Origin of the sequence: Anaerosporobacter faecicola, from assembly GCF_012070565.1 — a bacterium.
Taxonomy (GTDB): domain Bacteria; phylum Bacillota; class Clostridia; order Lachnospirales; family Lachnospiraceae; genus Anaerosporobacter; species Anaerosporobacter faecicola.
On the sequence record NZ_JAAQRO010000036.1, the window covers coordinates 1 to 25,685 of the forward strand.

The 25,685-nt window shown below is 36.0% G+C and carries 24 protein-coding genes; 1 reads left to right on the forward strand and 23 read right to left on the reverse strand.

Annotated elements, in window-relative coordinates:
- Nucleotides 1–103: 103 nt before the first annotated feature.
- From HBB17_RS15445 to mtaB, 12 genes are all read right to left on the reverse strand, one after another.
- A complete protein-coding gene (locus HBB17_RS15445; protein ID WP_167958414.1) occupies nt 104–889 on the reverse strand; it encodes an MATE family efflux transporter in 786 nt (261 codons plus the stop codon).
- 120 nt (nt 890–1,009) lie between these two features.
- A complete protein-coding gene (locus HBB17_RS15450) occupies nt 1,010–1,336 on the reverse strand; it encodes a hypothetical protein (RefSeq protein WP_167958415.1) in 327 nt (108 codons plus the stop codon).
- A gap of 255 nt (nt 1,337–1,591) precedes the next feature.
- Nucleotides 1,592–2,872: a peptidase U32 family protein gene (locus tag HBB17_RS15455; RefSeq protein ID WP_167958416.1), complete on the reverse strand. Its 1,281-nt coding sequence runs from the start codon at nt 2,870–2,872 to the stop codon at nt 1,592–1,594.
- Nucleotides 2,869–3,537 carry an O-methyltransferase gene (locus tag HBB17_RS15460; protein WP_167958417.1) on the reverse strand — a complete coding sequence of 223 codons (669 nt, stop codon included), beginning with the start codon at nt 3,535–3,537 and terminating at the stop codon, nt 2,869–2,871. The genes HBB17_RS15455 and HBB17_RS15460 overlap by 4 nt, the downstream gene beginning before the upstream one ends.
- 97 nt (nt 3,538–3,634) lie before the next feature.
- Nucleotides 3,635–4,195 carry an endolytic transglycosylase MltG gene (locus HBB17_RS15465; protein WP_167958418.1) on the reverse strand — a complete coding sequence of 187 codons (561 nt, stop codon included), beginning with the start codon at nt 4,193–4,195 and terminating at the stop codon, nt 3,635–3,637.
- A gap of 17 nt (nt 4,196–4,212) precedes the next feature.
- Complete coding sequence (locus HBB17_RS15470; RefSeq protein WP_167958419.1) at nt 4,213–4,551, reverse strand: YlbF family regulator; 339 nt, start codon at nt 4,549–4,551, stop codon at nt 4,213–4,215.
- A gap of 81 nt (nt 4,552–4,632) precedes the next feature.
- Nucleotides 4,633–6,303 carry a ribonuclease J gene (locus tag HBB17_RS15475; protein ID WP_238483770.1) on the reverse strand — a complete coding sequence of 557 codons (1,671 nt, stop codon included), beginning with the start codon at nt 6,301–6,303 and terminating at the stop codon, nt 4,633–4,635.
- A gap of 143 nt (nt 6,304–6,446) precedes the next feature.
- Entirely contained in the window at nt 6,447–6,896 is a 450-nt protein-coding gene (locus HBB17_RS15480) for a Fur family transcriptional regulator (RefSeq protein ID WP_167958420.1), read from the reverse strand.
- Between the two features lie 339 nt (nt 6,897–7,235).
- Nucleotides 7,236–7,523: a DUF1292 domain-containing protein gene (locus tag HBB17_RS15485; RefSeq protein WP_167958421.1), complete on the reverse strand. Its 288-nt coding sequence runs from the start codon at nt 7,521–7,523 to the stop codon at nt 7,236–7,238.
- Nucleotides 7,524–7,979: a Holliday junction resolvase RuvX gene (gene ruvX, locus HBB17_RS15490; RefSeq protein WP_167958422.1), complete on the reverse strand. Its 456-nt coding sequence runs from the start codon at nt 7,977–7,979 to the stop codon at nt 7,524–7,526. It abuts the gene before it with no gap.
- Between the two features lie 72 nt (nt 7,980–8,051).
- Nucleotides 8,052–8,315 carry an IreB family regulatory phosphoprotein gene (locus HBB17_RS15495; RefSeq protein ID WP_167958423.1) on the reverse strand — a complete coding sequence of 88 codons (264 nt, stop codon included), beginning with the start codon at nt 8,313–8,315 and terminating at the stop codon, nt 8,052–8,054.
- A gap of 92 nt (nt 8,316–8,407) precedes the next feature.
- Nucleotides 8,408–9,793, reverse strand: a complete 1,386-nt coding sequence (gene mtaB / locus HBB17_RS15500; protein WP_167958424.1) for a tRNA (N(6)-L-threonylcarbamoyladenosine(37)-C(2))-methylthiotransferase MtaB — start codon at nt 9,791–9,793, stop codon at nt 8,408–8,410.
- 193 nt (nt 9,794–9,986) lie between these two features.
- Between mtaB and HBB17_RS15505 the strand changes: the two genes are divergently transcribed.
- On the forward strand, nt 9,987–10,220 hold the full coding sequence (locus HBB17_RS15505; RefSeq protein WP_167958425.1) for an HPr family phosphocarrier protein: 234 nt from the start codon (nt 9,987–9,989) through the stop codon (nt 10,218–10,220).
- A 327-nt stretch (nt 10,221–10,547) separates the two neighbouring features.
- On the opposite strand, the gene thiI is transcribed toward HBB17_RS15505, so the two are convergent.
- From thiI to lepA, 11 genes are all read right to left on the reverse strand, one after another.
- Nucleotides 10,548–11,726 carry a tRNA uracil 4-sulfurtransferase ThiI gene (gene thiI, locus HBB17_RS15510; RefSeq protein ID WP_167958518.1) on the reverse strand — a complete coding sequence of 393 codons (1,179 nt, stop codon included), beginning with the start codon at nt 11,724–11,726 and terminating at the stop codon, nt 10,548–10,550.
- Between the two features lie 112 nt (nt 11,727–11,838).
- Nucleotides 11,839–13,017 carry a cysteine desulfurase family protein gene (locus tag HBB17_RS15515; protein ID WP_167958426.1) on the reverse strand — a complete coding sequence of 393 codons (1,179 nt, stop codon included), beginning with the start codon at nt 13,015–13,017 and terminating at the stop codon, nt 11,839–11,841.
- A 117-nt stretch (nt 13,018–13,134) separates the two neighbouring features.
- Nucleotides 13,135–13,875 (reverse strand): 16S rRNA (uracil(1498)-N(3))-methyltransferase, encoded by a 741-nt coding sequence (locus tag HBB17_RS15520; protein WP_167958427.1) that lies wholly within the window; start codon nt 13,873–13,875, stop codon nt 13,135–13,137.
- 38 nt (nt 13,876–13,913) lie between these two features.
- Entirely contained in the window at nt 13,914–14,867 is a 954-nt protein-coding gene (prmA, locus tag HBB17_RS15525; RefSeq protein ID WP_167958428.1) for a 50S ribosomal protein L11 methyltransferase, read from the reverse strand.
- A 362-nt stretch (nt 14,868–15,229) separates the two neighbouring features.
- A complete protein-coding gene (gene dnaJ / locus HBB17_RS15530; RefSeq protein WP_167958429.1) occupies nt 15,230–16,387 on the reverse strand; it encodes a molecular chaperone DnaJ in 1,158 nt (385 codons plus the stop codon).
- Between the two features lie 308 nt (nt 16,388–16,695).
- Nucleotides 16,696–18,564 carry a molecular chaperone DnaK gene (gene dnaK, locus HBB17_RS15535; protein ID WP_167958430.1) on the reverse strand — a complete coding sequence of 623 codons (1,869 nt, stop codon included), beginning with the start codon at nt 18,562–18,564 and terminating at the stop codon, nt 16,696–16,698.
- 72 nt (nt 18,565–18,636) lie between these two features.
- Nucleotides 18,637–19,230, reverse strand: a complete 594-nt coding sequence (gene grpE / locus HBB17_RS15540; RefSeq protein ID WP_167958519.1) for a nucleotide exchange factor GrpE — start codon at nt 19,228–19,230, stop codon at nt 18,637–18,639.
- A gap of 53 nt (nt 19,231–19,283) precedes the next feature.
- Complete coding sequence (hrcA, locus tag HBB17_RS15545) at nt 19,284–20,312, reverse strand: heat-inducible transcriptional repressor HrcA (protein ID WP_167958431.1); 1,029 nt, start codon at nt 20,310–20,312, stop codon at nt 19,284–19,286.
- A 591-nt stretch (nt 20,313–20,903) separates the two neighbouring features.
- Nucleotides 20,904–22,136 (reverse strand): right-handed parallel beta-helix repeat-containing protein, encoded by a 1,233-nt coding sequence (locus tag HBB17_RS15550; protein WP_167958432.1) that lies wholly within the window; start codon nt 22,134–22,136, stop codon nt 20,904–20,906.
- Between the two features lie 194 nt (nt 22,137–22,330).
- Nucleotides 22,331–23,599 carry a radical SAM family heme chaperone HemW gene (gene hemW, locus HBB17_RS15555; RefSeq protein WP_167958433.1) on the reverse strand — a complete coding sequence of 423 codons (1,269 nt, stop codon included), beginning with the start codon at nt 23,597–23,599 and terminating at the stop codon, nt 22,331–22,333.
- Between the two features lie 237 nt (nt 23,600–23,836).
- Nucleotides 23,837–25,651: a translation elongation factor 4 gene (gene lepA, locus HBB17_RS15560; protein ID WP_167958434.1), complete on the reverse strand. Its 1,815-nt coding sequence runs from the start codon at nt 25,649–25,651 to the stop codon at nt 23,837–23,839.
- Between the last annotated feature and the right edge of the window lie 34 nt (nt 25,652–25,685).

Below are 25,685 nucleotides of genomic sequence, written 5' to 3' on the forward strand. Positions count from 1 at the left end.
ACGAATCAAAAAATACAAAGAAAAATGGTGTGCATAAAAAATGACCATACCTCATACGAAGTATGGTCATTCAGTAAACACTCATTTTAGATATTTAACCTGTCTACTTGACAGGGGGCATATCAAACGCCTGGCTTCCTGCGGAAGGCATAGCAATTCCAATCAGTTTTGTTAAATTGGTTGTTTTAATTCTTAGATCTTTTCTCGTTAAATGTAACTTCTGGCGTTTTGAGAACATCAGATACAAGGAAATTGGTACAATTGCAATCTGCCCAATCACGGTTGATAAATCTGCACCCAAAATTCCCATATGATATACCTGTATGAATAATGCCGTTAAGATGATGTTGATTATAATTGAAATTACAGACAGGATTACAGGTGATGTTGTATCTCCACGAGCCTGCCTTGATGCCTGAAATGCTGTAAAGATGAATAGAAATGGCATTTCGAAAGATCTAGCACGCATATAGATCAATGCCTGTTCATATACTGCACCCTTGGCTCCCATAAAATGAAGTACCATCGGTGCAATTACATATAGGATTGCATTGAATATTACGCCAATCCCTATACTTAGTACCAACAATAGTGCAATGTATTCTTTTGCGCTTTTCTCATCTTTCGCTCCAAGATACTGACTGATTACTGCAACTCCCGCTACTGCTAACCCAACACTTAACGATAAGAATATATTTAACAGTGGCCAAGTGATGGAGATTCCCGCTTGTGCAGAGACGGAATTATCCATTTGCCCAATAAAATAGGTATCCACCAAATCATGTAACGATTTCATAATATTCGCAAGCATAACAGGCAGTGCTAGATAAATGAAAGCACCGTATATATTCTTTTCTTCTAGTAATAAATAAGATCGCTCTTTCTTCATTTGTTTTCTCCTCAAGTTCTGTCTACGGGAATTTCTGTCCCATAAAAACAAATTATACTACGTAAGGATTACAAATTAAATGTATTTTATTACAGTATTCATTGGTAGAAATGTAGTTTTCTATGTACTATAAAAAACAATCCGATCAAACATTATCTTATTTTTCTCTAGAAAATCCGAAAACTCATATAATTTTATTTCTTTGCTAAAATAATCACGTAAACTTTTTTCTACACATTCCATATCACCAATTCGTTTTATAAACTTGCAAAATTCATCGTATATAAATTCGTAATGTGCATCCTCTGCATATTCGAAATGTATAATAACTCCTATTTTACAATGGTCCTTATCATACCAATACTCAAAATTAATTAAATTACCAAGTAGCTTAATTCGTTCTCCACTTTCATACCCTTGTGCAATCCACTGATCTGATAACAACATTATCCCTCCTTCTAATGTTCTACTTATGTTACATACTCCCATATTATCAAATAACTAGTTCTATAATATATGTTATAGTATACCTTACTCTCGTATTTCCCAGCATTTTAAAAATAACAATAATAAGAGTTCTTTCACTCATCTATGATACTACATTATTTTTCATCATATATGTTAAAAGAACTCTTTTATTTTTATTTATTCATCTATTCAAATTACATTCAATTTTGTCTATTTCTTGCTCAAACTCTACAATTAACAAGACGTACAGCCACCATCGCATCCACCTGCTGGTGCAGCCGTTTCTTCTTTTCTTCGAAGAAGATCAAAATCATCTAAATCCATTCCAAAGTCAACATAGATCTGTTGTTTTGGATGTGGACAGCTATCCATATCAACGCCTTCTGCATCTGTGATTCGTTTAACCGTTGCCATGATATTTTCTCCATTTGCTTTCATGACCTCGATGGTATCCCCCACGCAGAACTTGTTTCTTTGTTCTAGTCCGTATAGACCTGCTTCATTTTTTCCTTGGATCAGACCTAGATACGTATATTCTTTTACATAGGTATTGCTGTCATAGATCTGAGATTCACTGGTTGTTGGTCCAAAGAAGAATCCGGTTGTGAACTGACGATAGGTACATTTCGCAATTTCTTCCTTGTAATATGGAATGTTCTTGCGATAGGTTTCCTCACTGATAAAATAATCGTCAATGGCTTTTCTGTATGTTCTTGCTACTGCTGCAACATACAGAGCGGTCTTCATTCTACCTTCTACCTTCAAACTATCGATTCCTGCTTCAACAATTTCAGGAATATACTCGATCATACATAAATCTTTTGAATTAAAGATATAGGTTCCACGATCATTTTCAAAGATTGGCATATATTCGCCTGGTCGTGTCTCCTCAACGATATGGTATTTCCAACGGCAAGGGTGTGTACAAGCACCAAGGTTTGCATCTCTTCCTGTAAAGTAATTGCTTAATAGGCATCTTCCAGAATAAGACATACACATTGCTCCATGAACAAAGGTTTCAATCTCAAGATCGTCTGGTATATTCTTACGGATTTCGCCGATTTCCTTTAAGGATAATTCTCTGGCAGATACGACTCTCTTTGCACCCATACGTTGCCAGAATAGATACGTTCTGTAGTTTACATTATTTGCTTGGGTACTGATGTGTAATTCCATCTCTGGAATCACTTCTCTTGCAATATCGAATACCCCAGGATCAGAGATAATCAATGCATCCGGTTTAATCTCTTTCATCTCTTCAAAATACTCTGCAACACCTTCCAAATCACGGTTATGCGCGGTAATATTAGCTGTGATATATACTTTTTTCCCAAATTGATGGGCATATTGAATTCCTGCAATCATATCTTCCTTTGAGAAGTTCTTTGCTTTTGCACGAAGTCCAAACATTTCTCCACCGATGTAAACGGCATCGGCTCCGTAATTTATGGCAACTTTTAAAACTTCCAGACTGCTAGCTGGAATCAGTAATTCTGGTTTTTCTCTTCTACTCATTGCTTGCTTTCTCCTTCTAATCGTGTACTTAACGTAACTCCATCACCGATAGGCAACACAATCGTATCAAATTCCTGCATATGTGTCAACTCATAAAGGTACTCCCGCATACGGGAATGAATGGTACGATTTCTTCTGGTAACTCCATAACGGGATTTTACCACATCTCCATCCTGTAATACATTATCTGAGATCAAAATACCACCAACAGGTAACATTTTCATTATGTTAGGCAAAAAATTAATATATTGTCCTTTCGCAGCATCCATGAACATAAAATCAAAGCTTCTTTCCTCATTTGCTAACTGTTGTAAGACATCTGCTGCATCCCCTTCCAATAGGGTGATACGATCGGAACGTTTCGCATATTCCATATTCTCTTTTGCTTTCTGAATTCGTTCTGGCATCTTCTCTATCGTTGTTATATGACAACTCTTTGGCATGTATTCACTCATCAATATGGACGAAAATCCAACTGCAGCTCCTACTTCCAATATGTTCTCAGGACGCAACGAACGCAATAAGAAACGTAAAAGGTTCTGGGTTGGTTTCTTAATGATTGGAACCCAGTCTTCTAGTGCTTGTTTTTCAATATTTCGTAACACCTCGGGCATCTCTTGTTCTAAGGAACAGATATATGCCGCTATTCTTTCATCTACTATCATGCGTCTATACTCCTTTTTACAATACAAAGGAGTTATTGCCGATCTAGCGATCGCAACAACCCCTTTCGTATTAAACGATATCTAAATCATAACGTTTCTAATTAATGTCGTCCGAGTCTTCATCTGAATTCTGATTCTTGGAACTCTTCGTCTTTGCGCTTGTATCCTTCGAATCTTTATTCTCTGACTCCTCTTGTCCATCTTTTGTTTTCTCACTCTTATCTTTGGACGACTTGCTTTCTTGATTATCCTTATCTTTATCAAGATTGTTATCATAATCTGATATAACAGTAAGAATTTCTTCATATGACATAGCGGCATTTACCTTATACCGACCTGTCTTAATATTGGACTGAAATAACTTGGCACGCAAGTAAAACGCATACTTGTTGTTGATCACACGATTCAACTCTAATTTACTTGCAACACTCATTGTCGATTCACCTTTATTGATGGTGATCGTAACTTCCTTCACATCATCATCTGCATCGGCTAAAGCAACTTCACCAAATACTTCATAAGCAAAATCATAAGCCACTCCACTATATTTTGTTATTAACATAACAACAATAACATAGAACAAAATATTTAATAAGATATGAACTACAAAACTTGATATTCCTAGTATTAGCTTGGTTGTCTGGGACCTGGATGCCATAGGTGAACCTCCTTTACTTATATGATAAAATCAATCTTTAAATCAATATTATCCCACAAATAGTGGTTAACAGTCTTCAACATAGTGTTGACTCTTTGCTCGACGATTAAAAATTCCTGTACCAGAGGATTCATCAAAACATCTTTGTACTCTTCTCTTATGGAACGGCAGATCTCCAAGGAATGTTCTCCATCCGTAAGTTGTACTTGATAATTTCTAGATCGATACTCATTTAGTCGCGCTAAAAGTGCTTCGTTTTCCTCAATACTTGCATATAAACGCTGGTATTGATTATACTCGTTGCTCTTTTTTATGGCGGCAACTAGATTCTTCATCTGATATTCGATATCTTTCATCTTTCATCCGTCCTTACTTCAAAGTGCCTCACATACCCTCACGGGTTTTTTGTTGCGATTACACATCTTCTATCGTCAAAACTAAACTTCCATTATGATCGGTAAGATCATTGGATTTCTCTTTGTCTTCTTCCACAAATAATCACTTAAGGAGTCTTTAATTTCTGTTTTAATCTTGCCCCAATCTGTGATATTACGACCAATGCATTTATCCAATGCATTATTGACAACTTCTCTTGCATCATCCATGAGTGTCTCAGACTCTCTAACATATACAAAACCACGTGATACAATATCTGGTCCTGATAAGATCTGGTTGCTGTATTTTTCTAAAGTTACAACAACGATCAATAATCCATTTTCTGATAAATGTTGACGATCACGAAGTACGATATTTCCTACATCACCTACACCAAGTCCATCTACTAAGATGCCTTGCGCTGGCACTTTGCCAACTACCTGTGCTTTTTCTTCTGATGCTTCTAGCACATCCCCAGAAGATAAGATAAAGATGTTATCCTTAGGAATTCCAAGACTCTCTGCAATTTCTGCATGTTTCATCAAATGTCTATATTCACCATGAACTGGGATTGAATATTTCGGTTTCGTTAATGCATAGATTAATTTGATTTCTTCTTGGCAAGCATGTCCAGATACATGGGTATCTTGGAACACAACTTGTGCGCCCTTCATTGATAATTCATTGATCACTTTTGATACTGGTTTTTCATTACCAGGGATTGGTGTGGAACTAAAGATTACCGTATCACCAGGTTTAATTGTTACTTTCTTATGAATTGAAGCTGCCATACGAGACAACGCTGCCATCGCTTCCCCTTGGCTTCCTGTTGTGATCAATACCAATTGCTCATCTGAATAATTCTTCATCTGCTCAATATCAATCAATACGTTATCTGGCATAGTAATATATCCAAGCTCTGATGCGGTGGTTATAATATTTACCATACTACGTCCTTCAATTACCACTTTACGGTTGTACTTGACAGCTGAATTAATTATCTGTTGCACACGATCCACATTTGATGCAAATGTGGCAACAATAATCCTATGTTTTGTGTTTTCTGCAAATATATTATCAAATGTCTTTCCAACGGTACGTTCTGACATGGTATAGCCTGGTCTTTGAACATTCGTACTATCACACATTAAAGCGAGTACGCCTTTCTTTCCGATCTCTGCAAATCGCTGAAGATCAATGGTACTTCCAAACACTGGCGTGTAATCCACTTTAAAGTCACCTGTATGAACAATGATTCCAGCTGGAGAGTAGATTGCTAATGCTGCTGCATCTGCAATACTATGGTTTGTACGAATAAATTCGATACGGAAACATCCAAGGTTAATGGATTGTCCATATTTAATTACTTTTCGTTTTGTTGTTTTCAATAAATTGTGTTCTTTTAATTTGTTCTCAATGATTCCAATCGTTAATTTTGTTGCATAGATTGGTACATTCACATTTTTTAATACATAAGGGAGTCCACCAATGTGATCCTCATGGGCATGGGTAATAACAAACCCTTTTACTTTATCAATATTGTTGATCAGATAGGTTACATCAGGAATAACTAAATCAATTCCTAACATATCATCTTCTGGAAAGGATAGACCACAATCCACGACTATAATACTATCCTCATATTCAAACGCTGTAATGTTCATTCCGATTTGTTCTAGTCCACCTAGAGGAATGATTTTAACTCCTTTTCCATTTGTTTCTTTTGCTTTCAAAAAATAGCACCTCCAATGATTATTTTTAATTTATATTTCGATCATTGGGAATCAAACAGGGGGTTCCTGCCTACATTCTATTAGCAAAGTGCTTTTCTCTATATTTGTGTATGTGAATAATCCCATTCACTTACAATGGGGTCTTACTTTTGTTGGCATTTCGTACAATACCCAAACAGTTTTACTTCATGATCTACTACACGGAAACCCTTCGATTCGTATATTCTTTGTTCCAGCGTTTCTAGCAAATCATCTTCAAAAGAAAATACATTCCCACAATTTAAACAGATTAAATGATGGTGATGGTGTACGCTTTCTTCTTTTCCTAATTTCCCTATCTCATATCGAACATAGCCGTCATCCAAGTTCAACTTGTCAATCAAATGCAACTCGGAAAAAAGCTGAATGGTACGATATACCGTAGCTAGTCCTATATCAGGATACTCTTCTTTTACACAATCATATATTTCTTCTGCAGTTAAATGCTCATCCGGCCTACTATCCAAAACTTCTAAAATCGCTATTCTTTGTGTCGTAACTTTTAATCCGTTTTCTTTTAATAATTCTTTAAAACGTGTTTGGTCATTAGACATACTTGCCTCCCTGCCTGTATTTACAGGTTATTTATAAAGTAAGCAAATGGTAGTTTATTAACATTACACAGATAGAGATTCCTCTCCACTATACCAGAATGTATTATAATTCCAATGATTATATATACCTCTTCTTGCAATGGTGTCTCGCACCATGCAACTTACACTTATTAATCTATATATTGGGAATCTTCAAAGAACATCCCAATAGTAAAACTTCGCTAATCGCGAATTGTTCTTTCTTATTCCATATTCTGCTTATCACAAACTCTGTGACTTATCGTATTATCTATTCGATCCTTTTCAAATTGATCTTATAATCCTATATCTTCTAATCTTTTACTCTTTTTCAAATTCAATATCGGTATCATCTAGCATCTCCATAAAAACTTTGGATATTGCCTGTAATTCATTATCATCTTCTACTACATCATAAACGATATCTTCGGATTCATTAGACGATTCTTTTAAAATCAATGCATTCGCTTCTTCTTCTTCTACGGAATCCGCAACAAGAATATAGTTTTTTCCATTAATCATCGTCTGTTCTAGTACATAGAACTCGATTTTCTCATTATCTTGTGTAGTAAATACGATTTTTTCCTGTTTATCCTGTATTTCTTCCATTTACACTTCTCCTTCGCCGGCTTCTTTTGCTTTATTCATATTATAGTAATCCAAATACCCTTGTAAAATGAAGATAGCTGCTATCTTATCTACTACCTTTGCCCGATCTTCCCTACGCATATCTCCTTCGATTAATGCCTGGTGTGCAGCAACTGTTGTCAGCCGTTCATCCCACAAAACTACTTCTAAACCAGTACGTCTTCGCAACATCTCTGCAAACTCTTCTGATTTTTCCGCACGTTCTCCAATTGTATTGTTCATATTCTTAGGATATCCAAGAACGATTTTTTCTACTTCATATTCTTTGGCTAATTGCTCAATACGTGCTAATGTCTGCCGAAGCTTATCTGGCTGCTTTCTACGGATTACTTCAATTCCCTGCGCCGTTAATAAAAGTCCATCGCTAATGGCAACACCAACTGTAACTGAGCCATAATCAAGCCCCATTATTCTCATAAATTCTCCTATCATAAATAACCCATATTATACAGGATACCAGGAAAAATTCCTGGCATTCCGTATAAACGTTTATTTGGTAAGTCTTGTATTAATATAATTATCTAATAGTTCTTCTAAGATTTCATCACGTTCTACTTTCATGATCAAACTTCTTGCACCCCTATAGCTGGTAATATACGTAGGATCACCTGACATAATATAACCAACAATCTGGTTTACTGGATTATATCCTTTCTCCATTAATGCAGTGAATACCGTAGCGATTACTTCACTCACTTGGATTTCTGGTTCTTTTTGTACTTTAAAATACTGCGTATTACTAATGTCTTGCATACTATCACGTTCCTTTTTCTAGCAATTACATTGCTTTATCATTATTCTCCGTTATACCTATATTAATATATCCGGCTGGAAAATTCAATGTATTATTTTGAATAATTCATGAAAGCATGAAGAACTTCTTCCGATGCAAACCCATCAATCACAACTGGTACAATCTGGTTCACAAGGGATTCTTCCCCTTCTACCGCTACTTTAACGTATCTCTGTGTATGACCTACCATGTATTCTTTTCCATCAATCGTTACACGTTCTTCAAACAGAACTTTTTCATTTTCTCCAATAAATGATTCCAAATACATATGATTGTTCTTCTTATCAAGTTCAATCAAAGTCTCACTTCTCTCATGCTTTATACTCTCTGCAATTTGATTTTCCATCGCAGCAGCTCTTGTTCCCTGTCTCTTTGAGTATTTGAATACATGTGTCTTCATGAACGTAATCTTTTTTAAAAACTGAATGGTTTCACCAAACTCTTCTTCTGTTTCTCCTGGGAAACCGACAATCACATCGGTTGTTAATGCTGGACGATCAAAATGTTCTCTTAATTGTTCACATTTCTCCATAAATAATTTTGTGTCGTACTTACGGTTCATTCTTTTTAAGGTTGCATCACAACCACTTTGCAGAGACAGATGAAAATGTGGACAGAATTTACTGTTCTTACTTAAAGTCTTAACAAATTCATCCGTGATTATTCTTGGTTCAAGAGATCCCAATCGAATCCGTTCTACCCCATCTACCTCACTGATTTCTGTGATAATCTGTAACAATGGCGTATGTTGTGCCTGATCAATGGCTTGATCGTATTCTTCAACAGAGGCACTATCTAAGCCATAAGAGGATAAATGTATTCCCGTTAAAACGATTTCCTTATATCCCTTATTCACCAATCGATGAACTTCTGCTAGAATATCTTCCTTCTTTCTACTTCGTATTCTACCTCTTGTATACGGAATGATACAGTAGGAGCAAAATTGGTTACAACCATCTTGAATCTTCATGTATGCTCTGGTCTTTTCCGCAAGAGACCCAATGGCCAATTCCTCGTATTCCGAATCCTGTGCAATGTCAATTACTGCTTCATTCTCTTCATGATCGCTTAAGTAGTTTTCTAACAATTGTACAATCTGTTTCTTTTGGTTGTTTCCCACTACTAGATCAATCGCCTCATCTGCTTCCAAAGCATCTTTTGCAGCTTGTACATAACAACCAACAGCTACAACGACTGCATCCGGATTCAATTTCTTTGCTTTATGAAGCATCTGTCTGGATTTACGATCCGCAATATTGGTTACTGTGCATGTATTAACTACATATATGTCTGCTTGCTCCGCAAAATCTACAATCGTATAGGAGGCTTGTTGAAACAACTGTTCCATTGCTTCCGTTTCATATGAATTCACTTTACAGCCAAGTGTAAGGAATGCCACCTTCCTATTCTCTAATGGTTGTTTTATCTGGTTCTCCATCTTTCTTCCTTTCCATATATTGGACAAACTTTTTGACTATTCTAACGTTTGTCATGACCTTTTTTTATCTATATTGCATATTGACTTTTGCCTATTGAAACTGTAGTATTATAATATATTAAGCAATAGAAAAACTAAGCAAAATCAAGTCTTTCCAATTGTTTAAATTCAAACATCTAAGGAGGATTTTACTATGAAAACAGTTAAAATTTCTTTAAATTCAATTGATAAGGTGAAAGCATTCGTTAACGAAGTAACAAAATTCAATTCTGATTTTGATTTAGTTTCTGGAAGATATGTAATCGATGCAAAATCAATCATGGGTATCTTCAGTTTAGACTTATCAAAACCAATTGATCTTAACATTCATAACGAAGAAAGTGTTGATACAATCTTAACAGCACTTGCACCATATATTGTTGAATAATAAGATTCAATAATGACATTCACCAGCGAACAAACAGCTTTTTATTCGAGAGGTAAATTACTTATTGGGGAGGATACATCGTATCCTCTTTTTTTCATGTTTATAACGATTACTTTATGTTTATCAATCTTTTTCATTCTCTTTTTATAAACTTACACTCTAGATTAGAATCAACAATTCGTATTTTCCTATGCTTTTGATTTCTTATAAACATTCACGCAAACTTCACACAGTATCTATCATCTACTATCTACTTGATCAAGTTAATAGTTACGGTGTGAAGGGTGCGATTATCCATCATAATTTCTTTAAAGAAAGGAACGTGTTCTACTTGATTTCAATGGTTTCCATTGTATCTAATGCTACTTTTACTAATTCATCGATCTTCTCTTCCAGATTTCTTTCTGAACGTTCAATTACACCAACATTTGGTTTTGTTACTGGATGTTTTGCAACAAAGATTGTACAACAATCTTCAAATGGAAGAATTGATGTTTCATAAGTATTAATCTTTTCTGCGATATCTACGATATCCTGCTTATCAAAACCGATAACTGGTCGATACACCGGAATATCACAAACCGCATTGGTTGCTGCTAGACTCTGCATTGTCTGACTTGCTACCTGACCAATACTTTCTCCTGTAATCAAGCCAAGACAGTTTGTTTCTTTTGCAACACTTTGTGCAATACGCATCATATATCTTCGCATGATAATCGTCAATTCATCGTGTGGACATTTTTCATAGATATATAACTGGATATCTGTAAAGTTTACTACATGAAGATTAATTGGTCCGGAATATCTCGCTACTAATTTTGCAAGATCAACTACTTTTTGTTTTGCTCTTTCACTTGTATATGGTGGTGCATGGAAATACATTGCATCAATCTGAACACCACGTTTTGCGATCATATAACCTGCAACAGGGCTATCGATTCCACCGGAAAGTAAAAGCATGGCTTTTCCATTGGTTCCCACTGGCATTCCACCTGGTCCTTCAATAATCTTCGAATACACATATGCTTTGTGTCGAACTTCCACATTGATTCGAACTTGTGGTTCACGCACATCCACTTTCATTTCAGGAAAACGGTCTAATAAAGCTGCTCCCATCTCAATACAGATTTCTGGTGATTTAATTGGATACTGTTTGTCTCCACGTTTAGCTTCAACTTTAAATGTAAAATTACGAGTAGGATATAGATTTTCTACAAAATCTCCAACCTTTTGCACCAAATTATCCCACGCAGTATCCTCAATGATTACGACTGGGCAAATAGCTGCTACTCCAAATACACGTTGTAATGCCTCTACTGTTTCTTCATAGTCATAATCAGATAATGCCTCTATATAGATTCTTCCCTGTTCCTTTGAAACATAAAACTCTCCATCCACTGCTTTTAAAGCGAATTTAATTTGATCACGTAATGCATTTTCAAATAAATATCGATTTTTCCCTTTAATGCCAATCTCTGCATACTTTATTAGGAATGCCTTAAACATATTCGTACCTTTCCCTTTCTTGACTTTCATTTTTATTACCAAGCAATTGCCTTTTACATCACGTATTCACCTTATATGAATAGTGTCATTTGCTGGCATTGTATTTGTATTATTAATGTCTTGTATATCTTCTTAAAATCGGTAATATTTCATTGATTTGTGTTAGAGCATAATCCAATTCTTCCTTTGTTGTTTGTACAGAAAAACTGAATCGAATCGTAGAATCAAGCAACTCTTTCTTCACACCAATTGCACGTAATGTACCACTTAATCCTGGGTGATTGGAAGAACATGCTGACCCGGATGATACATATACCCCCTTATCTTCCAACGAATGAAGCAACACTTCACTTCGCACATTTGCAAAACTAACGCTCACAACATGGGGTGCTGTTTCACGAATGGATGGAACTGCTATGGCATTCACTGTTACACCTTCTATTTTTGTTACCTCTTCAATAAAATACTGTTTTAGTTCATAGAGATGATCGATCTTCTTCTCATGATCCGTATAGATTTCTTCCACTGCTTTTCCAAGTCCGGCAATTCCCGGAACATTTTCTGTACCAGAACGCATTCCTTTTTGTTGCTCGCCACCATAGATAATCGGTTTTATCTTAACCTTATCTCGGATGTACAAAAATCCAATTCCCTTTGGTCCATGAATCTTATGTCCACTAACGGATAATAGATCGATTCCCATACGTTTCGGATATATCTTAAACTTTCCATATGCCTGGATTGCATCTACATGAAATAATGTGTTCGCATTCTTTTCTTTAATAATCTGTGAAATCTTTTCAATTTCTTCAATCGCACCAACTTCATTGTTCACATACATAACCGAAACTAATATGGTATCATCTCGTAATGCTGCTTCCAACTTATCCAATCGTAGCTTTCCATTCTGATCAACAGGAAGGTACGTCACCTCATATCCACAATCCTCCAAAAAAATAAGAGGGTTATGCACCGATGCATGTTCAATATTGGTTGTTATAATATGCTTGCCTGTCCGATTATTAGCTAATGCCGTACCGATCAATGCCATATTATTGGATTCGGTTCCACCAGAAGTAAATACGATTTCTTTCGCATCCACCTTCAAACTTTTTGCTATTATTGTTTTTGCATTTGTTATATATTTTTCAGCATTTACACCCTTTGCATGCATAGAAGATGGATTTCCATAATCTACATCTAATGTTTGCATCATAATATCACGTACACTGTCAAATGCTCTTGTTGTTGCTGCATTATCCAGATACGCTTCTCTCCCTTGTGTATCCATTTCTTATCCTTTCCTTATCCTTATCCCTTAAAAACCTGAATTGATTACACCTTGATTTACTAACTTTACTTACTTTACTTTCATTTGTTTACGTTACTTTGCCTACTTTTCTTTTCCTTACTCTTCTAACGCAAACATTAATACCGATAAGATTGCAAGTCCCGCTGTTTCTGTTCTTAAAATTCTTTTTCCTAGCGTAATTGGAGCAATCCCTGCTTCCCTTGCTACAGCAACTTCTTCCTCTTCAAACCCTCCCTCTGGACCAATGAAGATTGCAACGGATTTCTTTCCTTTTACTTCTTGAATCTTTTGTTTGGTTTCTTGCATTCCCATGGCATGCTCATAAGGGAGAATTTTATACTCCATTTCCTTTGCCATAGCAACTGCTTCTTTATAATTCATGACTGGCATTACTTCTGGTATAAAACCACGACCTGATTGTTTCGCTGCACTAGTTGCAATCGCCTGCCATCGTTCTAATTTCTTTTGTTCTTTCTTTTTATCATCAAGCTTAACTACGCTTCTCTTCATCATAACAGGAATCACCTGATAAACACCAAGCTCAACAGCCTTTTGAATGATCAATTCCATCTTATCTTTTTTCGGTAATCCTTGAAAGAGATAAATTCTGGCAGGTAACTCCGTTTGCGTTTCTTCCTTGCTTATAATACTTGCTTGTATCTGGTCGGCCGCCAATACCGCGATTTTACAATGATAATCCGTACCTTGCCCATCGCATAAGATCAATTCTTCACCTACTCTCATTCGAAGGACGTTCTTAATGTGATTTACATCCGCTCCATCAATAAGGATTTGCTCCTCTCGTACGTTTGACTGCTCTATATAAAAACGATACATGTTCTCGTTTCTTTCCCCTTTCTACTTCTGATCTCACACTATTTTCTTGCTACAAAAGAAACCCATTCACCCATAACATTCTCTTCAACGATGGTAAATCCATTCTTTTCAATTGCATCTTTAACTTCATCACGTTTCATGTTAATGATACCAGAGGTTATATAGAGTCCGTCTTTTTTCAAATGTTGCCCAATTTCAGCAGACAATGGAATAATCACATCCGCTAAAATGTTGGCTACTACAATATCATAGCGTTCTTTTCCAACTTCTTCTTGCAGCTTCCTATCATCAATGATATTACCGATTTTTACAACAAATTCTTCCTCTGTGATACCATTTACCTTGGCATTGTCATACATGGCATGGATAGCATTGGGATCGATATCTGTTCCTACTGCTGCTTTTGCTCCTAATTTCAAACCAATAATGGATAGGATTCCACTACCACTTCCTACGTCTAGAAGTGTGGTTTCATTGGTGATATACTTTCTAAGTCCTTGGATGCACAAACGAGTTGTTTCATGACTTCCCGTACCAAAAGCTGTTCCAGGATCAATGTCAATAACCAAATCATCTTCACGTTTTTCGGTTAACGTCTCCCAAGTTGGTTTAATGATAATATCATCTGCCACACGGAATGGCTTCCAATATTGCTTCCAGTTATTGATCCAATCCTTGTCTTCTGTCTCTGATACAGTAATCTCCATATCACCAACTGGAACAAAATCTGCTAATTCCATCATTCCCTGTTTTACAGCCTGTAGAATCTGTTCCGTATCTTCCTCATCAGAGATATAGAAACTTACCGTAGCTTTTCCGTCATCTTCCCCAAGATCAGGTAAGATATCAATAAACATCTCTTTCTTTTCTTCCTCTGTTATAGGAACCTTATCTTCAATCTCAATACCTTCAATTCCAAGTTCATCTAACATGTTACTTACTAGATCTACTGCCTGTGTTGTTGTTTCCAAGGAAAATTTTGTCCACTTCAATGTTCTATCTCCTTACGCTCTATTTCGCATATTTATTAAATCTCGTTCAACTAATTCTTTTCAAATACATCATACCTAGCTCAAACTTCTCACATTAAAAATTTACGTAGAGTAGGTGTTTGCTATATATTAATGGATTTCTTCACGTATCGTATAAGTTTTTAAAAACAATATATCAAAGCTTACTCAAATTGATATTATATCATACTTCCTAGTATAGTGTCAAAAAAAACAAATCCAACTCATTCCTTACCGATTACGCCAATTGGAATGATTGGATTTGTTTCTTACTACCTATAATTACTGATTTGAACACAAAGGCCTAAGCAATACTTCGATTAGGCTCTTGCTAACCTAATCAACTATTTATTAAACCAGCCTTTTTTCTTTTTCTCTTTGTCCTCATGAGCCGTTGCTTCAACATCTGGTTTTTTACCTGTTACTGCTTCATCAAACTTCTGTAACAATTCTTTTTGTTCTGCATTCAACTTCGTAGGAACCTGTACGACTAATGTCACATAATGATCTCCACGAACTTCTTTGTTCCGTAAAGTAGGAACCCCTTTTCCACGCAAACGTACTTTTGTATCCGTCTGTGTACCTGGTTTTACTGTATAGTAGACATCTCCATCTACTGTACTAATTCTTACATCTCCACCTAATGCAGCTTGTGCAAAGGAAATTGGAGCAGTAGAATAGATATCATAATCCTGACGTTGGAAAATTGGATGTCTGCTAACTACTACTTCTACAAGCAGATCGCCTCTTTCTCCACCATTAACACCTGGTTCTCCTTTTTCACGGATACGAACGCTTTGTCCATTGTCAATACCAGCAGGAATTGTTACCTTAATCTTCTTTCTGCTACTGATATATCCTGTACCATGACAATCTGTACATTTTTCTTTAATAATCTTACCAGTACCACGACAATCTGGACATGTCTGTACATTTCGAACCATACCAAATAAAGATTGTTGTGTGAACACAACCTGACCTTTTCCACCACATTTTGTACATGTTTGTGCTGTAGTTCCAGGTTTTGCACCTGTTCCGTGACAAGTTGCACAATCATCTTTTAATGTTAGGTCTAATTCTTTCTCACAGCCAAATACAGCTTCTTCAAATGTAATTCTAACGCTGGTACGAATATTTTGTCCCTTCATTGGACCATTATTTCCACGAGAACGACTTCTTCCTCCACCGAAGATATCGCCGAAGATATCACCAAAGATATCGCCCATGTCCATACCATTAAAATCAAATCCACCAGCTCCACCACCGGCGCCACCTTCAAATGCTGCATGACCAAATTGATCATACTGTCTTCTCTTGTCCTGATCACTTAAAACAGCATATGCTTCCGAAGCTTCTTTGAACTTCGCTTCTGCCTCCTTGTTTCCAGGATTGGTATCTGGATGGTATTTCTTTGCAAGAACACGGTATGCTTTTTTTATCTCCGCATCGCTCGCAGTCTTTGCTATACCAAGGACCTCATAATAATCTCTCTTATCTGCCATACTCTATCTCCTAACTGCCGCTATCATTGTTTACGATACGACTTATTCCCTTTCTATCAATTCCTGCCACATAACAAAGTGTCTGTCGTACATGCTTGTGCCAATAGCACTTACAAGTGATAAACACTTTGCAGAGCAATTACCTATATATAATTACATCTCGTTATACTGTAATCTTAATATAGGAATAGGCAGCCTAAATATTAGACCGCCTATCTCTTCGCTTCGGGACGGACCCATAAGCCCTATAATACTGAAATTTATTACATTCGTCAAGCAAAATCTCCCTTTTGCTTTCCTTCAAATTCTTAAACTTCTCTATAATCTCCGTCTACAACGTCATCATCATTGTTTGCAGTACCTTGTGATGCACCTGACATATCAGGACCAGCACCTTGTGCACCAGCTGCACCTTGTGCTTGTTCATATAATTTAGCAAATAAGTTTTGTGCACTTGTCATTAATTTTTCTTTTGCAGCTTTGATATCTGCAACTTCGCCTTCTGACATAACTTCTGGGTTGCTCTTTTCGATCAACTCTTTTAAGTGTGCTAAATCTGCTTCAACAGTAGCTTTGTCATTGGCATCTAATTTATCGCCAGCTTCTTGTAATGCTTTTTCAGTTTGGAATACCATAGCATCTGCATCATTGCGAGTATCAACTGCTTCTTTACGAGCTTTATCTTGTGCTTCATATTCAGCAGCTTCTTTAACAGCTTTTTCGATATCAGAATCTGACATGTTAGAACCAGCTGTGATTGTAATGTGTTGTTCTGCACCAGTACCTAAATCTTTTGCAGATACATTTACGATACCATTGGCATCAATATCGAATGTAACTTCGATTTGAGGAACACCTCTTCTTGCTGGAGCAATACCATCAAGTCTGAATTGACCAAGTGATTTGTTGTCTTTTGCGAATTGTCTTTCACCTTGAACAACATTGATATCAACTGCTGTTTGATTATCTGCTGCAGTAGAGAAGATTTGGCTCTTTCTTGTAGGGATTGTCGTATTTCTTTCGATTAATTTTGTTGCGATTCCACCCATTGTTTCAATTGATAATGATAATGGAGTAACGTCAAGTAATAAGATATCTCCTGCACCAGCATCTCCTGCTAATTTACCACCTTGGATAGAAGCACCAAGAGCTACACATTCATCTGGATTTAATGTTTTACTTGGTTCTTTACCAGTTAATTGTTTTACTTTATCTTGAACAGCTGGAACTCTTGTTGAACCACCAACTAATAATACTTGACCAAGTTCACTTGCAGTCATACCAGCATCACGAAGTGCGTTTTGAACTGGAGTAGCTGTTCTTTCTACTAAGTCATGTGTTAATTCATCGAATTTAGCACGAGTTAAGTTCATATCAAAATGCTTTGGTCCTTCTGCTGTAGCAGTGATGAATGGTAAGTTGATGTTTGTAGTTGTTGCTGAAGATAATTCTTTCTTTGCTTTTTCAGCAGCTTCTTTTAATCTTTGAAGAGCCATCTTATCAAGAGATAAGTCTACGCCTTCTGCTTTCTTGAATTCATCGATCATATATCTTGTGATTCTTTCATCGAAATCATCACCACCAAGTCTGTTATCACCACTTGTTGCTAATACTTCGATAACACCATCACCAATTTCAATGATTGATACATCGAATGTACCACCACCTAAATCGTAAACCATGATTTTTTGTTCATGTTCATTATCAAGACCATATGCTAAAGCTGCTGCTGTTGGCTCGTTGATGATACGTTTTACATCAAGACCAGCGATTTTACCAGCATCTTTTGTTGCCTGTCTTTGTGCATCGTTAAAATATGCAGGAACAGTAATAACAGCTTCTGTAACTTTTTCTCCCAAATAGCTTTCTGCATCTGTTTTTAATTTTTGAAGGATCATTGCTGAAATCTCTTGTGGAGAGAATTTCTTATCATCAATTGTAACCTTAAAGTCAGTACCCATATGTCTCTTGATTGAAGAGATTGTTTTATCTGCATTTGTAACAGCTTGACGTTTTGCTGGATCACCAACTAATCTTTCTCCTGTCTTTGTAAATGCAACAACCGATGGAGTTGTACGAATACCTTCTGCATTTGCAATAACAACAGGTTTTCCACCTTCCATAACAGCTACACATGAATTTGTTGTACCTAAGTCAATACCAATAATTTTACTCATAATCAATTCCTCCTAATATAATAAATCGAATCATTTACGATTTCTTTGTTCAGTTTCATTTAATCTATTGCATTAGTTTACTACTTTTACCATACTGTGACGAACTACTGTTTCTTTGTACAGATATCCTTTTTGGAATTCATCTGAAACAATGTTCTCACCCAAATTCTCATCTTCTGCATGCATTACTGCATTGTGAAGATTTGGATCAAATTCTTTTCCTACTGATTCAATTGCAGTTACACCAGCTTCTTCTAAAGAAGAAACCATTTGTTTGTAGATTTTTTCAATACCTTGTGCAAATGGGCTTTCCTTCTCATCTTCTGATATTGCTCCAAGTCCTCTTTCGAAGTTATCGATTACTGGAAGGATTTTTTCAATGATGCTCTTTGCTCCAAACTCAAACATCTGCGATTTTTCTTTTTCAGTACGTTTTCTGTAATTTTCAAACTCAGCCATTTGACGCATTAATCGATCTTTTAATTCCTCGATTTGGGCATCTTTTTTATCTTTCTTCTCTTTTTTATCCTTTTTAAAGATGGACTTAGATGATTTTTCTGCACCTTCTGCATCTTCTTCTACTTCTTCCACAGTATCCTCTACTGTTTCTTCTGCTGTTTCTTCTGTCGTTTCTTCTACTGTGTCTTTTTCTACTACATCTTCCATCTTTTCTTGATCAGCCACTTTTCGACTACCACCTTTCCTCTAATTGGATATGCCTATTTATTTTTAAATATATCATCGAGTTGACTCATCATATTCTGTAATGTGCCTACTACTCGTTCATAATCCATTCGTTTCGGACCAATAATTCCTACTTTCCCATAGACGCCTTCTTCAATCTCATACGTTGCTGTAACAACGGAACAATCTTTCATAGATTCTACTGGTGTTTCATCACCAATGTATACCTGAATGCCACGATTATCTTTGTCTTCACGTTTATCTGAAATCAAATCCGTTAATAACTTCTTTTCTTCAAAAGCTGATAACAGTTCAGAAGCTTTCTTCGTATCACTCAATTCCGGATATTTTAAAATGTTCGTTGCACCACTTGTATAGATTTCAAGATCTTCTTCTTCGTTGATTGCCTCTGCCACTGCATCTAATATGTCGCTTACTAGGCTACTATAAGAACCTGCTTGCTCTTTCATCTTCTGGATTACAGATAAGTTGATATCGGTAATATCCAAACCTTGAAGAAATGTATTCAACAATATATTTAACTTTAGAATCATTTCTTTTTCTATTATTTGCGTGGAGGTGATGAATTTATTCTTAGCAATATTGCCTTCTAAAACAATTACTAATAAAATCTGTTCTTCATCTACTTCACTCAACTGTACGAACTTTACTTTTCTGTGTCGATACTGCGGTGTCGTAATCATCGTTGCATAGTTCGTATTCTGCGCCAACATCTTGGCAACCTGTTGTAACAGAAGTTCCATCTTATCTGCTTTGTCAAGCAGGATTTCCTTCATGTTCTCTACTTCTTGCTCCTTATCCGCCATTAAGGAATCAACATATACTCGATAACCTTTATCAGATGGAATTCTTCCTGCAGAAGTATGTGGTTGAATAATATAACCTAATTCTTCTAGGTCTGACATCTCATTACGGATAGTAGCAGAACTCAGATTCAAATCCGTATATTTTGATATCGTCCTCGATCCAACTGGTTCACCCGTTTCTAGATAATTTTGAATGATAGCCTGAAGAATCTTCCACTTTCTATCATCAAGTTGCACCAGACCACTCCTTTCTTATTTGCTTCAATAAGAACCATTAGGTTTTTGATTGTTAGCACTCAATTAAGTAGAGTGCTAATATCTTTATAAATAAAATATCACTATGCATTTCTTTTGTCAAGGAATATTTAAAAAAACTTTTATTTGCAACATACTGCCTTAATAAGTCACACGTAGTTTCGTAGTAATGTATTTAGCTCCTACTATATTAAGTAATCGATACTATGACTGGGAAAGTTGGAGGACTTTCCTAGTAAATAAAAAAAGAACAAGCACTATGATGGAACCATCTCCCATTCGTTCGCATTTTAGGCTCAACTTATGAAATGGTTCACCATTGTCTTGTTCTTTATTATTTTCATCCATATCAAATGATATCCCAAAGGAACTCTTTTAAATAATGGAATTTATGCATTTCTATCTTTATTGAATATCGATCTTATAAATTCATTGATCTTAACGATTCTTAGATCATATAGATTCTTTGATCTTAACGATTCTTTGATCATATAGATTCTTTGATCTTAACGATTCTTTGATCATATAGATTCTTTGATCTTATCGAATCTTTTTCCTTATCAAATTCTTAGTTTAAGGATTCAACGGAATCTTATCTGTATTCTTACTAAATTCATTATATTCCTTGTTATAACGAATAAAATACTCATCTCCATCTATCAATACATTTCGCTTCATAATCTCAATACATGCATCACTTATGCTGTTAAAGATGATATCATATTCCTCACCAAAATCTGTATTCTTCCATGGCATAATCTGAATTGGACGAGAAACCTTCTTAAATATATTGTCATAGATCTGAGGATCTGATACCCCACTCATTAAGATTGCCCGAAGTCCCGCTTTCTTATCTCCCACATTGGTTATGGTATTTCCCTTAATAATTGGCTCTTTCCAATTCATTACACGAATAGCATCCTGGTCACAATTAGTTATGGTATTATTGATAATTTGTACATTCGTATGCAACTTGTTCTGAGAATACTTATGTGTTCCAATGGAACGTTCTAGGTTCTTAAAGGTACAATTGGAAATAGTCACATTCAGATTTGCTGTTTTGTCATAAGAACTCCAATCAGCATGGAATCCATTGGTATTCTCATCAGGAGTATCTAGATTGATTGCTTCTTTATTATTTTTTCCAGAATCTTTGTGATTTTTAAAGGTACATTTTTCAACGACAACATCCTTCGATGCATCCATTTCTATAAAATGACCCCCATGCATATTCTGAAACGTAATGCCAGTAATTTTTACATTGCTATTGTGGCACATCATAATTCCTACTGTATCTTCATCATATTTTAAATCAATGATTGCTGTGCCTTCTCCTATTATAGAGATATTCTTTTCCCCTTTGTATTTTTTATATACCCCTTCTTTACTGCTCTTTGTATAGCTACAAAACTGAAAGATGGATTTCGATGCTGCGAATTTGCTTGTTCCAGATTTCGTTCCTTTGATGATCTTCACACCATTCTTCAGTTTGATGGTTACATTCGATGGTACATATAATGTATTGGAGATGGTATAACTACCTTTTGCTAATTCTAAGGTACCGCCGCCCTCTTTTTCTAGCTTCTTAAGATAAGATAACAGAACATAATAATGCTTTGTATACTTATTATAAGTACTATATTTTTCTGATTTGTCACAAGGCTTGGTCTTCGTGGTAATCTTATACACTTTACTTTTGGCTTGTACCGTTACTGGATTGTTTTGATTTGGTATAATCACACCAACCAATAGTACAATAAGAAGTAAAAGTGGTATCATTTTTCTAGTAGTGTTTTTATGCAACATATTTGTCCTTCCCTTCTGTTACTTCCATAATCGCTCTCTATTATACCACACCATACAAATATTGTATTGATTGATTACAAATTAGGACAAATTTACTAAAATCAAATGCTCCTATCCTTTCCTAAGCTCCTATCTAACTTTCCAACCATAGCAAGTAGCGAAAAATGACAACAACCTTATATTTCTATGATAACCTATAAAAGAAATTCGGACATTACATAATTACTAATATCAATGCCACGTTCTGTTAATCGCACTTTGTGATCCACGCGCTCTAACAAACCCTCTCTACACATCTCATCAACTGTATGTCCATATATTGTATTGAATTCAGCTTGAAAGATCTTGTTAAATGATTCAATATCAATTCCCTTCATCATACGTAATCCCAAGAACATAAACTCCTCCATTTGTTCCTGTATAGGTAATACATGAATTTCTTTCGCACCTAATTTATGAAGCAATTGAACCTTTTCATCTTTACCGAATACTTCTGGTAACCTTTCATTCTGTCCGTATATATCTTTCTGCCGTATAAACTCTTGCAAATGCTCTTCATTATGGAAACGTATCGTATCAATGCAAGAAGAAGCTCCCAAACCAAATCCAATATAATCAATTCGTTCCCAATACGAACAATTGTGTTTGCTTTCATATCCCGGCTTTGCATAGTTAGAAATCTCGTACCGTTCATACCCAGCATCTCTAAGCATCGTCCTCGTCTTATGATACATGAAACGATCTTCCTCCTCAGACGGTAATCCTTCTTGATCTGCATATTTTTCATAGAATGGTGTCCCTTCTTCTATGATCAAACTATATGCTGAGATGTGTTCTGGATCAAGGGAACAGATTTTCTCTAATGTAGCTTCCCAAGTATCAATCGTCTGTCCAGGTAAAGCTGACATAAGGTCTACATTAATATTATTGAATCCACATTCTCTTGCCAAATGATAATTTTCCTCAAATTGTTCATACGTATGGATCCTACCTAGCAATCTAAGTTCTGTATTATTGGTTGATTGCAATCCCATACTGATACGATTGATCCCAGCTTCTTTATATGTTAGCAACTTTTCTTTTGTCAACGTTCCAGGATTTGCTTCTATCGTAATTTCAATCCCAGCGACTTTTGACCCAACTCCATTACTTGATTTGTTATCTGGTATCTCAACATTGCCAATCCTTGAACTGTCAATATTAAATATTCTATAGACATGACTTAGAATATCCTTAATATCCGTTGCATCAATACTACTTGGTGTACCTCCACCTATGAATATTGTACGAACTTCATATTCATTTGCTAAGAACTGATATGCTTCGATCTGTGCATGTAATGCTTGTACATATTCCTTCTGTATTCCTTCCTCTGCTGGTCCAGACAAGAAATCACAATATGCACACTTTGACATGCAAAATGGTATATGAATATAGATTCCTAATGGTTTCTTCTGATTCATTGTTAATGCCTCTTTCTATTTCAATAGCTATTGAAAGCTTTCTAATCCTGTTCTTACTGGTTTATCTTGAACGCAACACTTTATATCGGTATATACTTAACTTGAAAACGAATAAAATATGCGAAACTTATTTTTTGAGTACATTAAGTTTCGCATACATTTATTGTTATTTTATTTATTTCCTGATTGTTTCTTCCAAACAATTATCCTTTTCGTATCAAAGATAAAGACTTTTGATTATTCCTCATCTAACTTTAATACACTCATAAATGCTTTTTGTGGTATCTCTACGTTACCAACCTGGCGCATTCTCTTCTTACCTTCTTTTTGTTTTTCAAGAAGTTTTCTCTTTCTTGAAATATCACCACCATAACATTTGGCAAGGACATCTTTTCTCATTGCTTTTACAGTTTCTCTAGCAATAATTTTACTTCCGATTGCCGCCTGAATTGGGATTTCAAACAATTGTCTTGGAATCTCATCCTTTAATTTTTCACACATCTTTCTTCCACGTTCGTATGCCGTATCTGCATGAACAATAAAGGATAATGCATCCACTTCTTCTCTATTAATAAGGATATCCAACTTCACTAATTCTGATTTTTCATATCCCTTCATCTCATAATCAAAGGACGCATATCCTCTTGATCTTGATTTCAATGCATCAAAGAAATCATAGATAATCTCATTCAATGGAAGATCGTATTTTAATAATGCTCTCGTCTCTTCCATGTATTCCATACCAAGATATATCCCTCTTCTTTCTTGACACAGATTCATGATTGCTCCAACGAATTCCGTTGTTACCATGATTTCTGCACTTACGATTGGTTCTTCCATGTATAGGATTTCTGATGGGTCTGGAAGATTGGAAGGATTGGTAACCTCAATCACTTGTCCATCCGTTTTATGCACTTTATAGATAACACCTGGTGCCGTTGTCACAATGTCTAAGTTGTATTCTCTCTCCAAACGTTCCTGAATAATCTCAAGATGAAGCAATCCTAAGAATCCACAACGGAATCCAAATCCAAGTGCAACTGATGTCTCTGCTTCAAATTGTAATGCTGCGTCATTTAACTGTAGTTTTTCCAATGCGTCTCGAAGATCTGGATATTTTGCACCATCTGCTGGATACATACCACAGTATACCATTGGATTTACTTTTTTGTATCCAGGTAGCGGCTCTTCACATGGATTTTGGGCATTCGTCACCGTATCGCCTACCCTCGTATCCTTCACGTTTTTTAAGCTGGCTGTAATGTAACCAACCATACCTGCTGATAATTCCTCACATGGAATGTATTGTCCAGCACCAAAATAACCAATTTCAACTACATCTGCGCAAGCGCCTGTAGCCATCATCTTGATTTGCGTACCTTTCTTAACCGTTCCTTCTTTGATTCTACAGAAAATAATAACACCTTTGTACGCATCATAGACAGAGTCAAAGATCAACGCTTGTAAAGGAGCTTGTGGATCTCCCTTTGGTGCTGGGATTTTTGTAACAATCTGCTCTAATACTTCTTCTATATTAATACCATTCTTAGCCGAAATAAGAGGAGCATCCTGTGCCTCCAAACCGATCACATCTTCAATTTCATTCTTTACACGTTCTGGTTCTGCACTTGGAAGATCAATCTTATTAATAACAGGCATAATATCAAGATCATGATCAAGTGCCAGATAAACATTGGCTAATGTCTGTGCTTCGATACCTTGTGCTGCATCAACAACCAAGATTGCTCCTTCACATGCAGCTAAACTTCTTGAAACTTCGTAGTTAAAATCCACATGTCCCGGTGTATCGATCAGATTGAAGATATACTCTTCTCCATTGTTCGCTTTATATACAATACGTACCGTCTGTGCCTTAATGGTAATCCCACGTTCCCGCTCTAGTTCCATATTATCTAGTACTTGCGCTTGCATTTCACGACTGGTTAGTAATCCTGTTTTCTCGATAATACGATCCGCTAATGTAGATTTACCATGATCAATATGCGCAATAATACAAAAATTTCTTATCTTACTCTGGTCAATGTGTGCCATCTATAATCCTCCTGAGCCTGCAACAGGCTTACTT